Origin of the sequence: Nostocoides veronense, from assembly GCF_039531185.1 — a bacterium.
GTDB lineage: Bacteria > Actinomycetota > Actinomycetes > Actinomycetales > Dermatophilaceae > Nostocoides_A > Nostocoides_A veronense.
Map to the genome: position 1 here is coordinate 89,909 of NZ_BAAAPO010000042.1, position 12,676 is coordinate 102,584.

A 12,676-nucleotide genomic window follows, 5' to 3' on the forward strand; every position below is an offset into this window, starting at 1 on the left:
TAACCTTGCAAGTCGGCTCCTGCATTCAGCAGCCGATCAGGCGCGCCGCGAGGTAGCCCTCGACCTGGTCGAGGGCTACGCGCTCCTGAGCCATGCTGTCGCGCTCGCGGATCGTGACCGCCTGGTCCTCGAGGGTGTCGAAGTCGACCGTGATGCAGAAGGGGGTTCCGATCTCGTCCTGGCGACGGTAGCGGCGGCCGATCGCCTGGGCGTCGTCGAACTCGATATTCCAGTTCTTGCGCAACTGCGCCGCGAGGTCGCGGGCCTTCGGCGACAGGTCAGCGTGCCGGGACAGCGGCAGCACGGCCGCCTTAACCGGCGCGAGGCGCTTGTCCAAGCGCAGCACAACCCGCTTGTCGACGCCGCCCTTGGTGTTGGGCGCCTCGTCCTCGTGATAGGCCTCGACGAGGAAGGTCATCAGCGAGCGCGAGAGTCCGGCTGCCGGCTCGATGACATAAGGGGTGTACTTCTCCCCGGTCGCCTGGTCGAAGAAGACCAGATCGGTCCCTGAGTGCTTCGAGTGCGTGCCGAGGTCGAAGTCGGTCCGGTTCGCGATGCCCTCCAACTCACCCCACTCCGAGCCGGCGAAGCGGAAGCGGTATTCGATGTCCACCGTTCCCTTGGAGTAGTGCGAAAGCTTCTCCTTGGGGTGTTCATAAAGGCGCAGGTTGTCGCGGGCGATGCCGAGATCGACATACCAGTTCAGGCGCTCGTTGATCCAGTACTGGTGCCATTGCTCATCGGTGCCCGGCTTGACGAAAAACTCCATCTCCATCTGCTCGAATTCGCGGGTGCGGAAGATGAAGTTGCCTGGTGTGATCTCGTTGCGGAAGGACTTGCCGGTCTGGGCAATGCCGAAGGGCGGCTTCATCCGCGCCGCATTTTGGACATTGAGGTAGTTGATGAAGATGCCCTGAGCCGTCTCCGGGCGCAGATAGTGCAGACCGGATTCGTCATCCACGACGCCGAGATAGGTCTTAAGCATCATGTTGAAGGCGCGCGGCTCGGTCCAGCGGCCCTTGGTGCCACAGTCCGGGCAGCCGAGTTCGGTCGTCGGGACCTCGTCGGGGTTGACCTGCTGGCCCTTCTTCGCGGCGCGCTCGGCATACGCCTCCTGCAGGTGATCCATCCGGTGCCGCTTGTGGCACTGCAGGCACTCGATCAGCGGGTCCGAAAAGGCGCCGACGTGGCCGGAGGCGACCCAGGTCTGCAACGGCAGGATGATCGATGAGTCGAGGCCGACAACATCCTCGCGGCCGTGCACCATCGACTTCCACCACTGGCGCTTGATGTTCTCCTTCAGCTCCACACCGAGGGGGCCGTAGTCCCACGCCGAGCGCGTGCCGCCATAGATCTCGCCGCACGGAAAGACGAAACCCCGGCGCTTGCAGAGGTTGACGACGGTGTCGACGGTGGAGATCGTTTTGGCCATGCGGGCAAGGTTAAGACATCCAACACCACCAAATCCTTCGGCAGCGTGGTGTCGGCTACTCGCGCGGCAGGCTGCCCGCCGGGCAGCAACCCCCACACCCGCGCCCGGGTCGTGGCCCGCGCCGCCGCGACCCGCTTCGCGGGGGTCTCGGCCAGTTCGTCCAAGGCCCGCCACACCGTCGCCGGCGAGGCGACCGGCCCAAGCACCTGCTCCTGGTGGCGCAGGGTGTCGATATCCGCGATCGCTTCCCCCCAGCGACCAGCATCGTGGCCACATCTACCACCACCCGGCCACGATCAGGCCCCGGGACGAACCCGCGCCGCACCAGCGCCCTCGAGAGCGTCTTGGTCAACCCGACCCGCCCTGTCGACCACGATGTACCCTTCACCTACCAAGTGCCTTCCCGCTCGAGGAAATCCAGTCTCGCAAACACGATTATCTCGTTGCAGGACAGGCACTTTGGTGCAAATCAGGCGTGTGTCACACACTCACCCATGAAAGACGGAAGTTGACCGTGCAGCCAGAGCCCTCCCAATCCGTCCCGCACGGCCTGCTTTCCCGACCAGCGACGCCGTGCTTTGCTTGGGCAGTATTTTGAGAACGTCAGGGAGGGAAACCATGCACCGCCGCACATTCCTAATCGCCATCGGCGCCGGGGGCCTGCTGGCCGCCGTCTCGGCAATGGCCGCGCCCGCGGTTGCCGATTCCCCCGCCGGGACCCCCGGCAACGGGGCCTCCTCACAGGCCGCGGTCAGCACGACCGGGCGCTATGTCGTCTTTCGCTCCGTAGCGACGAACTTGGTCTCGGGGGACACCAACGGCAAGGCCGACATCTTCATCCGCGACCGCGTCGCCAACACCACGAAGCGGGTCTCGGTCACGTCTGGAGGGGCTCAGGCGAATGCGGACAGTTCCCGCCCGTCAGTCAGCTGGGACGGCCGCTATGTCGTCTTCCTTTCCGCCGCAAGCAATCTCGTGCCCGGTGACACCAACGGCAAGGTCGACGCCTACCGCAAGGACCTGGCCACCGGCCGGCTGGTCCGGATCAACACCTCGGCCGCGGGGGCCCAGGCCAATGCCGCCGCAGCCACTGTCCGCGTGAGCGCCGACGGCAACCGGATCGTCTTCGCCACCACCGCGTCCAACCTTGTGGCCGGCGACAATCGGCCTGGCGACGTCTTCCTTCGTGACATGGCCGCCGGCGCCCTAAAAAGGATCACTGAAGCAGTCCCGTCGACTCAGGATCTCGACAACGACTACGGCGTCTTTGCCGACATCTCGCCCAACGGCCAGATCTCTACCTTCTCCACGTTCTACGCCGACCCGGCTTTCCCTGGTCATTACTGCGGCCAGGCCTGGGTCTGGAGTGCTGGCACCGGCAGGTCCGTGGTCAAGGCGACGAAGTGCGACGACCCCGAGGCGTCCCGCGGCTACCCACAGGTCTACGCCCTCAACGACGGCTTTGCTCCGGTGCTGCACGACGGGATGCTCTCGGAGCAGGTCCTGGTGACCCGGCCTGCCGGCTATCCGTCATTCACCGTCCGGATCGACGCGGACTGTGGGCGTGACGTCTCCGGATGGGGCAAGGCCGTGGTGCGCGATTGCGCGGGCCAGGTGCACCGGATCGGCAACGATGGGCAACCCACGATCGTCGCTCCCGGCAAAGAACCCGCGGTCTCCGACGACGGCTTGTCCGTGGCCTATATCGACACGAGCGGGGCGCCGAGCAAATGGAACCAGATCAGAGTCTGGGACCGGCGCACGGGCACGAGCACGCTGATCAGCCAGCGATAGCGCGTCAGGCGGTGGCGGCGGCAAGCTGGCCGCACGCGCCGTCGATATCCGAGCCGCGAGTGTCACGAACGGTGGTGGGTATGCCGTGCGCCCGTAGCCGCTCGACGAACTGTTGCTCGACCCCGGGCCGCGAGGCCGTCCACTTGGAGCCAGGGGTCGGGTTGAGCGGGATCGGGTTGACGTGCACCCACCCCCGGCCCCGGGCATTGAGCTTCTCCCCCAACAGATCCGCCCGCCAGGCCTGGTCGTTGATATCGCGGATCAGGGCATATTCGATGCTCACCCGGCGCTTGGTGGCCTGGAAGTACCGGTATGCCGCGTCGATCGCCTCATCGACCTTCCAGCGGGTGTTGATCGGCACGAGTTCGTCGCGCAGTTCGTCATCCGGCGCATGCAGCGACAGCGCGAGAGTGACCGGAATGCCTTCTGCCGCAAGCTTGTCGATGCCCGGCACCAGACCGACGGTCGACATCGTCACGCCCCGCGCGCTGATCCCGAAGCCGTCTGGCGCCTTGTCGGTTAGCCGCCGGATCGCTCCGATCGCCGCCTTGTAGTTGGCCAGGGCCTCCCCCATGCCCATGAAGACGACATTGCTGATCCGATTCGGGCCGTATGCCGCCCCATCCCCCTCGTTCTCGGCCTCGCTCCCAAGATCCGCCCCGTCGGTGCGGACCGCGACCGCGGGCAGGTCGCCGGAGCGCAGCCGCGCCGCACTCGCGCGGACCTGATCGACGATCTCGCCGGTCGACATATTGCGGGTCAATCCGGCCTGTCCGGTGGCACAGAACGGGCAGTTCATCCCGCACCCGGCCTGGCTGGAGATGCAGATCGTCACGCGCTTGGGGTAGCGCATCAGCACCGACTCGACGAGCGCGCCATCGTGGAGGCGCCATACGGACTTGATCGTCGCGCCCCGGTCAGCCTGCAACTCGCGCACCGGCGTGAGCAGGGGCGGCAGCAGGTCGCCGACCAACTGATCGCGCGCCGCCGCCGGCAGGTCGGTCATCGTCGCCGGATCGATACTCAGGTGTTCGAAGTAATGGCGGGAGAGTTGGTTCGCGCGGAAGGGTGGCACGCCCAGCTCGCCCGCAACCGCCCGCCGCTCGGCGGGGTCAAGATCGGCCAGGTGGCGTGGCGGCTTACCGCGCCGAGGCGCGGTGAAGGTCAGCTGGCCGGGCGCGGGGCGAGTGGCCGGCTCACGCTCGGTGGCGGGGTCAGGAGCCGACGACATAGTGCAACACCGCCCAGCACAGCGGCGCCGTCATGATGAGCGAGTCGAGGCGATCCATCAGGCCACCATGCCCCGGAAGCAGATTGGACATGTCCTTGATGCCGAGGTTGCGTTTGATGACCGATTCCATGAGGTCGCCGATCGTCGCGCAGGCGGCGACGACCGCCCCGAGGACGACCCCGGCCCACCACGGCTGGTCGAAAAACAGCACGAGGCACGCGGCACCGGCGACGGCGCAGGTCAGGACCGATCCGGCGAAGCCCTCCCAGGACTTCTTCGGCGAGATGCGGGGCGCCATCGGGTGCTTGCCGAAGAGCACGCCCGCGGCATACCCCCCAATATCGGAACAGACGGTCACGAGGATGAAGGTGATGATCCGATCGCGGCCGTCGGCGGGGGCCAGCATCAGGGCGGCGAAGCCACCGAGGAAACAGGGATAGAGCGCGGTGAAGATGCCGGCAGCGACGTCGCGGGCCGATCCGGGGCGTGGATCGATGACCCGCCAAAGCAGCACCGCGGTCGCGGTCAGCCCGAAGGCGATGGCTAGCGCCTCCGGACCGCGTTCGTGCGCCGCGAGAATCATGCCCACTGCCCCCGCGGCGACGGGAACCAGCGGCACCGCGAAGCCCCGGGTGGTCATGGCCCGCGCGAGTTCCCACGCACCCACCACCATGGCGGCGGCGATGATCCAGGCGAAGGCGTCCTTGGCCACAAACAAGCAGACCAGGATCACCGCTCCCAGGCCGACCCCCACGCCGATCGCTGCGGCGAGGTCGCGGCCGGCGCGACCGTGCGGATTGGGCGCCGGCTGCGGGGCGGGCTCGGGAAGCTCGTAGGCCGGGGGTGTGATGGGCGTCGACATCGGGAGCAGGCGCGAGGTCAGACCTCGAGCAGTTCGGCTTCCTTCTTCTTGGCCAGTTCGTCGATCTGATCGACGAACTTCTTGGTTAGGGAGTCGAGTTCCTTCTCGCCGCGCTTGCCGTCGTCCTCGCCGACCTCGCCATCCTTGATGAGCTTGTCGAGGTCGTGCATCGCGTGCCTGCGGATATTGCGCACCGCGATCTTGCCGTCCTCGCCCTTGCCCTTGGCGATCTTGATGTATTCCTTGCGACGTTCCTGCGTCAGCTCGGGCAGCGTGATGCGGATGACATTGCCGTCATTGCTCGGGTTCGCGCCGAAGTCGCTGTCGCGCAAGGCCTTTTCGATATTGCGCATCGCGCCCTTGTCGAAGGGGCTGATGAGCAGCGTGCGCGCCTCGGGGGTCTGGAAGGAGGCGAGTTGCTGCAGCGGCGTGGGCGCGCCGTAGTAGTCCACGAGAACCTTGTGGAACATCGCGGGATTGGCGCGACCCGTGCGGATCCCGGCGAAGTCCTCCTTGACGACCTCGACGGCCTTCTCCATCTTCTCCTCGGCCTCGAAGAGGGTCTCGTCGATCATCTAGGGCTCCTTTGTCGGCGCGGGCGCGCCCGGGCGTGCGTATGCGGTGTGCTCACCGAGGTGAGTCGGGTCCGGTGCCTAGTTTGTCACCCCGTCAGCCCAGGGCGGGTTAGCCGGTGGTGACCAGCGTGCCGATGCGCTCCCCCCGGACGGCGCGGGTGATATTGCCGGGGCCTTCCATGCCGAAGACGATCATGTCGAGGCCGTTGTCCATGCACAGGCTGAAGGCCGCGGCATCGACGACCTTCAGGCCCTGCTGCAATGCCTGGCTGTAGGTGACCTTGTCGAGCTTCTTGGCGTCGGGATTGGTGCGCGGGTCGGCGTCATAGACCCCGTCGACGCCATTCTTGCTCATGAGCACAGCATCGCATTTGATCTCCAAGGCACGCTGCGCGCTGACGGTGTCGGTGGAGAAGAACGGCATACCGGCGCCGGCACCGAAGATGACGACTCGGCCCTTTTCGAGGTGCCGGATGGCTCGGCGCGGGATGTAGGGCTCGGCGACCTGCCCCATCGTGATCGCCGTCTGGACGCGCGTGTCGATGCCTTCCTTTTCCAGGAAGTCTTGCAGGGCAAGGCAATTCATCACGGTGCCAAGCATGCCCATGTAGTCAGCGCGGGTGCGGTCCATGCCCTGCTGCTGCAATTCGGCACCGCGGAAGAAGTTGCCGCCACCGATGACAACCGCCACCTGAACGCCCGCGCGCACCGCCTCGGCAATCTGCTGCGCGATCCCCCGGACGACCTCCGGAGCCAGACCGACGCGGCCGCCGCCAAAAACCTCACCGGAAAGCTTCAGCAAGACGCGCCGGTAGGTGCCGTGGAGTGGCTCGCCCCCACGCGTCTCAACGGTCTGGGACGTGGGGGCATCACTCACGGTCAACGACTCCTCGGGGGTTGGTCCCGGCCGGATTCCGGCGCGCGACGGATCGTCTGGAATCCTCGCACACCAGGTGCCAGATCGCGTGGTCGGCTCAGGCAGCCGCCAACTCCGGAGTATGCCGCCCAGCCCGCCCGGATCCGTCGGCGCGGTCAGGCATCCGGTGGCTGAGCGCACCGGCGAGTGCCGTGACGGAGCGATTGACGACCGGGATCAGGACCAGGCCGGCGACGAGGGCGACCCACACTCCCGCGCGCGGGTTGAGGACGACGACCACGAGCAAGAAGACGGCCGTGCCGGCGACGGAGGCCAGCGTTCCTCCGGCCAAGTCGAGCGCCCCGAGCGGGCCGCGGGCCCGATGCTCGGTCACTCCCATGACGACCAGGATCAATGGCAGCGAGGCGAAGGTGCCGGCCAGGCCAGTCCCCACATACGGCTCCAGGGCGGCGATTCCGCACACCATGATCGTGACCAGGCCCATCCGTGTCGGGATCGCCCACCACCGATCGTGGGCCGCGCGCCGGGAGTGTCGTCATGTGGCCAGGTGACCAGGCCGGCGACGCAGGCAAGCAGGACGAGGAGGGCGACGGCATACGCATTGTTGAGCAGTAGGGCGGCGAGCCCGACGCCGATCGCGACAGCCAGTGCCACGAGGGCGGCGAGCACGGGACGCAGCCGCGCGCCGGTCCGGGCGATGACGATGCAGTAGGTGGCGCAGATGAGTTGGCCGGCGATGCCGCCGGCCGCCGTGGTCGTCGCGGCGTGCGGTCCGTGCGTGAGGTACATCGTGAGGAGGAAGGGCAGCGCCGTCCCGGGGAGACCGACGAAGAGGCCCGCGGCGCGGGGGCCGAGCCGGCGCCCGAGGAGGGTGGCGATCAGAACGATAAGTGGAGCCAGGATGAGCTTGACGAAGAGCAGCGACATGCCGATGACGCTAGGCAAAAGTGCGGCGAAGGTGGCTCGGAATTTGCGGCGCTTAGACACATTTCACCGCGGAATCCGCGGCTAACCTCACAAATCACCAAAATTACCTAAACTGACCACCATGGACCGCATCGACGTGCAGCTCGCGACAGCCCTCTCCCATAACGGCCGCGCGACCTTTCAGGAACTCGGCGCCCTCGTGCGGCTCTCGGCAAATACCGTCGCGGACCGGGTGCGGCGACTGCAGCGCGAGGGCGTCATCGCCGGCTTCAGCGCGGTGATCGACGAGCGCGCGCTCGGCAAGACGCTCGGCGTTCTCTCCGATATCAAGCTGCGCGAAGGCGTCGAACGAGTCGCTTTCGCCGAGTCCTTGACTCACATTCCGCAGGTCATCGGCGCCCTGCGCCTGACGGGCGAGTACGACTACCAATTGCACATCGTGTGTCAGGACCCCGCCGAATTCGAGGGCCTGGTCGACCGGCTTAAACACGACTATGGCGTGGCCAGTCTCAACTCCCGGCTGATCCTGCGCGAGGTGCCGGTGGACAAGGCGAAACTCCTGCAGGTCGTGGGCTGAGCGCCCTTGCCTTCCCGAGCGCCTGGGCGCACACTTTGAGCGAGTGCTTCAACTTATCGCTCATGGAGGCGTTCGTATGGCAGTCAGTGGCGGTGGACGGAGCCGAGCGGGAAGGTCGGACGGCGCCGCAACACGGGAACGACTGATCGCGGCGGCACACGATGCCTTGCGGGAGAATGGCTTTGCCGGCGCGAGCGCCCGAGAGATCGCGCGCCGCGCGGGCTGTCAGCAGTCCCAGGTCTTCTACTACTTCGGAACCGTTCCAGACCTCCTGCTCGCGGCGCTGGATGCCGTGTCGGCGCGGCGGCTCGCGGCCTACGAACCACTCCTCGCCGGCGATCCGGGACTGCCGGAGCTGATCGACGCCGCAGGCGAAGTCATCGCGACCGATCTCGAGACCGGTGATGTGGCCGTCCTGGCCGAGTTGATCAGCGGAGCGCGCTCGGCGCCGGGGATGTCGGCGCAGATCGCCGAACGTCTCGCACCATGGCAACAGTTCGCCGAGCGCGCCGCGCGGCAGGCCCTGGCGGCGCACCCGCTCGGGGGCTTCGCCCCCGCCGGCGATCTGGCCCGGCTGCTTGCTGCGGGGATCCTCGGCCTAGAACTCCTGGCGACCCTGGACTCAGATGGGGAGGCGGTCGCTGGCCTGGTGGATCGGGCGTCCGCAGCCGCGGCCTTACTCGCCCAGCAGACCGCCGTCGAGGTGCCGCGATGACGCCGCCCCCAGTCATGGCTCCCGTGCGGGCTCGGGAACCAATCCTGGGTTGGCTGCTCGTTGGCGCCGGCCTCGGGTTCTGCTTCCTCGGGATGTTGACGATCGGCGCCTTTACCCGAGCGAGCTGGCTGACCCGGGCGGGCGGCATATGACAGCCCGGAAAAGACTGACGGCCGCGCACCCGCAGGGGGTGCGCGGCCGTCAAGCCAAGCGAGCGGTCAGGACCCGACGCGGAAGCGGACGAAGGAGGTGACGGCGGCGCCGGCCTCCTCGGCAACCTTGGCGACGGTCTTCTTCGGGTCCTTCGCGAAGGCCTGCTCGAGCAGGACGTTCTCCTTGAAGAAGCCGTTGACGCGACCTTCGACGATCTTGGGCAGGGCCGCTTCCGGCTTGCCCTCCTCGCGGGCGGTGGCCTCGGCGACGCGACGCTCGTTCTCGACCGTCTCGGCGGAGACCTCGTCGCGGTTCAGCACGGTCGGGCTGAAAGCCGCGACGTGCATCGCGATGTCACGGGCCACCGCATCATCGCCGCCGGAGATGCCGACGAGCACGCCGATCTGCGCCGGCAGGTCGGGGCTGGTCTTGTGCAGGTAGGCCGCGACGGTCGGGGCTTCGACGCGGGCAACGCGCTTGACCTCGATCTTCTCGCCGATGGTGGCATTGGCCGAGTCGAGCAGCGCCTGGACGCTCTGGCCGTCGATGTCGCTGTCGAGCAGGGCCTGCGCGTCGGCGGCACCGATCGCGACGGCCTGCGCGAGGACCTTGTCGGCCAGCTCGATGAACTTCGCGCCCTTGGCGACGAAGTCGGTCTCGCAGAGGACCTCCACGAGGGTGCCAACGCCGTCGGCAGCCTGCGCGGCAACCAGGCCATTGGAGGTGGTGCGTCCCTCGCGCTTGGTGACGCCTTTGAGGCCCTTGACCCGCAGGATCTCGGTGGCCTTGACGGAGTCGCCGTCGGCCTCGTCGAGGGCCTTCTTGACGTCCATCATGCCCGCGCCAGTCGCCTCGCGCAGGGCCTTGATGTCAGCGGCGGTGTAATTCGCCATGAAGTGTTCAGCCTTCCTTCAGTATGCGGTGGACGTGCCGGCGGCTCAGGCCGTCGGGGCGTCGGTGGTCTCGGCGGCAGCCTCGTCCGCGGCCGGAGCCTCGACGGCGTCCTCAGCAACCTCGACGGCCTCGGTGGCGACCTCCTCAGCGGCCTCGGTGGTGGCGTCGGCGCCGAGGAGCTCGCGCTCCCACTCAGCCAGGGGCTCCTCGGCGGCGCCGCCCTCGGCCTCGAGGCCGGCATTGGCGCGCGCATTGGAGCGCTGGATGAGGCCGTCGGCGACGGCATCTGCGATCACGCGCGTGAGCAGGGTGACGGAGCGAATGGCGTCGTCATTGCCCGGGATCTTGTAGTCAACCTCGTCCGGGTCACAGTTGGTGTCGAGGATCGCGATGACCGGCAGCCCGAGCTTGCGCGCCTCATCGACGGCCAGGTGCTCCTTCTTGGTGTCGACGACCCAGATCGCCGAGGGCACCTTGTTCATCTCGCGCATGCCGCCGAGGGTCTTCTCCAGCTTGTCCTTCTCGCGGGAGAGGATGAGCAGTTCCTTCTTGGTGTAGCCGGAGCCAGCCACCTCGCCGAAGTTGATCTGCTCAAGCTCCTTCAGGCGCGCGAGACGCTTGGAGATGGTGTTGAAGTTGGTGAGCATGCCACCAAGCCAACGGTGGTTGACATAGGGCATGCCGACGCGGGTCGCCTGCTCAGCGATGGCCTCCTGCGCCTGCTTCTTGGTGCCGACGAACAGGATCGAGCCACCGTGCGCAACGGTCTCGCGCACGAATTCGTACGCGGTGTTGATGTAGGTGACCGACTGCTGCAGGTCGATGATGTAGATGCCATTGCGCTCGGTCATGATGAAGCGCTTCATCTTGGGGTTCCAGCGACGGGTCTGGTGCCCGAAGTGGACGCCGCTCTCGAGGAGCTGGCGCATGGTGACGACGGCCATGCCGTGTTCTCCCTTGTATGTCGTTGTGTCAGTTCCGTCGGCCCGTGCCGGTCGGGGTGACCGGTTCGGGCCTGCCTGGTGCCTGCATACGCACCCCGCATCACGCTCGCGCGTGAGGACTGAGGTGGTGCGCCCCGGGGTTTGGACGGATCCGAACCGGCGAGAAGGCACGCGAATTCGACCAGCCGAAACCGGTCGTGGCTCTAGTCTACGGCGCGACCCGCTCCCCCACGAAATCGCGGGTTCAGCGCGCGGAGAGACGCTCGAGCATCCAGGCGAAGTCGGCCACATGCTCGGCGGCGCCGCCGGGCGTTTCGCAGATCACGGGCGCGCCGGCGGCCCGGACGATATCGACGAAGCCGGCCTGGTCGATATGTCCGGCCCCGAAATTGGTATGCCGGTCGGCACCAGAGTTGTAGCCGTCGCGGCTGTCATTGGCGTGGACGAGATCGATGCGTCCGGTGATTGCGAGGATCTTGTCAACTGCGGTGTCCAACTCGATGCCGCCGGCCCAGGCGTGGCAGGTGTCGAGGCAGAAGCCGACCTGCTCCGCGCCCTGCGCCGCCGAGATGGCGTCCCAGACGCCGGCGATCCGGTCCAGGTGACGGGCCATGGCGTTGTCCCCGCCCGCGGTGTTCTCCAGCAGCAGCGGAATCTTTAGGTCGGTCGCCTCGATAGCTTTGCGCCAGTTGTCGAAGCCGACCGCTGGGTCGACGCCCTTGTCGACATGGCCGCCGTGCACGATCAGGCCGCGGGCGCCGATCTCCGCGGCCGCATCCATATGTTGCTGAAGCAGCTTGCGCGAGGGAATACGGATGCGGTTGTTGGTCGTCGCGACATTGACGATGTACGGCGCGTGGACATAGAGCGCCACTCCGGCCGCCTCGGCGGCCGCGCGCAGGGCCGCGGCTCCCCCGGCATACGCCACGACCGGGCCCTTGTAACTCTGCGGCTGCCCGAGGAAGAACTGGACGACCGAGGTCTGCCGCGCGACAGCTTCGGCGATCGGGTCTTCCTGCGGGACGTGGGCGCCGATGGCGAGGGCGGTGTCGGACATGCCCTCCAGTATTGCCGCCGACTCCGACACCCGACTCGCCTCATCACGACGGGGAGGGCAGCAGCACCACCTCCACGTCCGCGAGATAGAAGAGCGGTTGCACGTAGTCCCATTGACTTGAGCTGCCTTGTCGCAAGGCCCCGAGGTGCAGACAAGCCAGGGGCGCGCAGTGACTGCCGGAGGTGTCGAGGCTGCCAAGTTGCTGTCCGGTGCGGACGGCTGAACCCACCCGCAGCAGCGGGTCGAGCACCAGCGGTTCGTAGGTCGATCGCAGCCCACCCGGATGCTCGATCGTGATCGTGCCCCGCCCGGCCACCTGACCGGCGTGGTGCACGGTGCCGGCATCGACGGCCAGCACTGGTTGACCCACGGAGCCGGCGAGGTCGAGGCCACGGTGCCCCGCGGCATACGGGCCGGGGGGTTTGTCGAACGGGCGCACGACCCGAGGCACCGGCGAGAGCGGCCAGGCCCACACGGGCATGGCCGTCGACGACGCCCCGGGTCGTGCCCCGGCCACGGCCGGGAGGGGAGAGACCGCGGCGGCGGACACCGGGACCCACCCCAGCATCAAGATCGCGAGCGCAATTCCCGCGATGGCGCGGATCTGACGGGAGCGAGATGCGGTGTCCATGCCGGCC

Annotated in this window: 15 protein-coding genes; 4 read left to right on the plus strand and 11 right to left on the minus strand. The window is 67.4% G+C overall.

Going from position 1 to position 12,676, the window contains the following annotated elements; translation table 11 throughout:
• Window positions 1–25: 25 nt before the first annotated feature.
• Complete coding sequence (locus ABD225_RS13375; protein ID WP_344086262.1) at window positions 26–1,432, minus strand: glycine--tRNA ligase; 1,407 nt, start codon at window positions 1,430–1,432, stop codon at window positions 26–28.
• A 618-nt stretch (window positions 1,433–2,050) separates the two neighbouring features.
• Between ABD225_RS13375 and ABD225_RS13380 the strand changes: the two genes are divergently transcribed.
• The gene (locus ABD225_RS13380; RefSeq protein ID WP_344086265.1) at window positions 2,051–3,226 is read left to right on the plus strand and encodes a TolB family protein; all 1,176 of its coding nucleotides are present in this window, start codon (window positions 2,051–2,053) and stop codon (window positions 3,224–3,226) included.
• 4 nt (window positions 3,227–3,230) lie between these two features.
• Here ABD225_RS13380 and rlmN read toward each other — a convergent pair whose 3' ends face one another.
• From rlmN to ABD225_RS13410, 6 genes are all read right to left on the minus strand, one after another.
• On the minus strand, window positions 3,231–4,457 hold the full coding sequence (rlmN, locus tag ABD225_RS13385) for a 23S rRNA (adenine(2503)-C(2))-methyltransferase RlmN (RefSeq protein ID WP_344086267.1): 1,227 nt from the start codon (window positions 4,455–4,457) through the stop codon (window positions 3,231–3,233).
• Window positions 4,441–5,319, minus strand: a complete 879-nt coding sequence (locus ABD225_RS13390; protein ID WP_344086270.1) for a phosphatidate cytidylyltransferase — start codon at window positions 5,317–5,319, stop codon at window positions 4,441–4,443. Before ABD225_RS13390 ends, rlmN begins: the two co-directional genes overlap by 17 nt.
• Window positions 5,320–5,336: 17 nt before the next feature.
• Entirely contained in the window at window positions 5,337–5,894 is a 558-nt protein-coding gene (frr, locus tag ABD225_RS13395) for a ribosome recycling factor (RefSeq protein ID WP_344086273.1), read from the minus strand.
• A 109-nt stretch (window positions 5,895–6,003) separates the two neighbouring features.
• Window positions 6,004–6,696, minus strand: a complete 693-nt coding sequence (gene pyrH, locus ABD225_RS13400; RefSeq protein ID WP_344086757.1) for a UMP kinase — start codon at window positions 6,694–6,696, stop codon at window positions 6,004–6,006.
• Window positions 6,697–6,868: 172 nt separating this feature from the next.
• Window positions 6,869–7,204 (minus strand): hypothetical protein, encoded by a 336-nt coding sequence (locus ABD225_RS13405; RefSeq protein WP_344086276.1) that lies wholly within the window; start codon window positions 7,202–7,204, stop codon window positions 6,869–6,871.
• Window positions 7,162–7,698, minus strand: coding sequence for a hypothetical protein (locus tag ABD225_RS13410; protein ID WP_344086278.1), 537 nt, complete (start codon window positions 7,696–7,698; stop codon window positions 7,162–7,164). Before ABD225_RS13410 ends, ABD225_RS13405 begins: the two co-directional genes overlap by 43 nt.
• Before the next feature lie 121 nt (window positions 7,699–7,819).
• Here ABD225_RS13410 and ABD225_RS13415 point away from each other — a divergent pair, with 121 nt between their 5' ends.
• The 3 genes from ABD225_RS13415 (at window position 7,820) to ABD225_RS13425 (ending at window position 9,142) form a co-directional block, all read left to right on the plus strand.
• Window positions 7,820–8,275 carry an Lrp/AsnC family transcriptional regulator gene (locus tag ABD225_RS13415; RefSeq protein ID WP_344086281.1) on the plus strand — a complete coding sequence of 152 codons (456 nt, stop codon included), beginning with the start codon at window positions 7,820–7,822 and terminating at the stop codon, window positions 8,273–8,275.
• Between the two features lie 76 nt (window positions 8,276–8,351).
• A complete protein-coding gene (locus ABD225_RS13420; protein ID WP_344086284.1) occupies window positions 8,352–8,990 on the plus strand; it encodes a TetR/AcrR family transcriptional regulator in 639 nt (212 codons plus the stop codon).
• Window positions 8,987–9,142 (plus strand): hypothetical protein, encoded by a 156-nt coding sequence (locus ABD225_RS13425; RefSeq protein ID WP_344086287.1) that lies wholly within the window; start codon window positions 8,987–8,989, stop codon window positions 9,140–9,142. Before ABD225_RS13420 ends, ABD225_RS13425 begins: the two co-directional genes overlap by 4 nt.
• A gap of 66 nt (window positions 9,143–9,208) precedes the next feature.
• Here ABD225_RS13425 and tsf read toward each other — a convergent pair whose 3' ends face one another.
• The 4 genes from tsf to ABD225_RS13445 form a co-directional block, all read right to left on the minus strand.
• Complete coding sequence (gene tsf / locus ABD225_RS13430; RefSeq protein WP_344086290.1) at window positions 9,209–10,036, minus strand: translation elongation factor Ts; 828 nt, start codon at window positions 10,034–10,036, stop codon at window positions 9,209–9,211.
• 45 nt (window positions 10,037–10,081) lie between these two features.
• Window positions 10,082–10,981 (minus strand): 30S ribosomal protein S2, encoded by a 900-nt coding sequence (rpsB, locus tag ABD225_RS13435; RefSeq protein WP_344086293.1) that lies wholly within the window; start codon window positions 10,979–10,981, stop codon window positions 10,082–10,084.
• 244 nt (window positions 10,982–11,225) lie between these two features.
• Window positions 11,226–12,038, minus strand: coding sequence for a deoxyribonuclease IV (locus tag ABD225_RS13440; RefSeq protein ID WP_344086296.1), 813 nt, complete (start codon window positions 12,036–12,038; stop codon window positions 11,226–11,228).
• Between the two features lie 43 nt (window positions 12,039–12,081).
• A complete protein-coding gene (locus ABD225_RS13445; protein WP_344086299.1) occupies window positions 12,082–12,669 on the minus strand; it encodes a M23 family metallopeptidase in 588 nt (195 codons plus the stop codon).
• Window positions 12,670–12,676 lie beyond the last annotated feature (7 nt).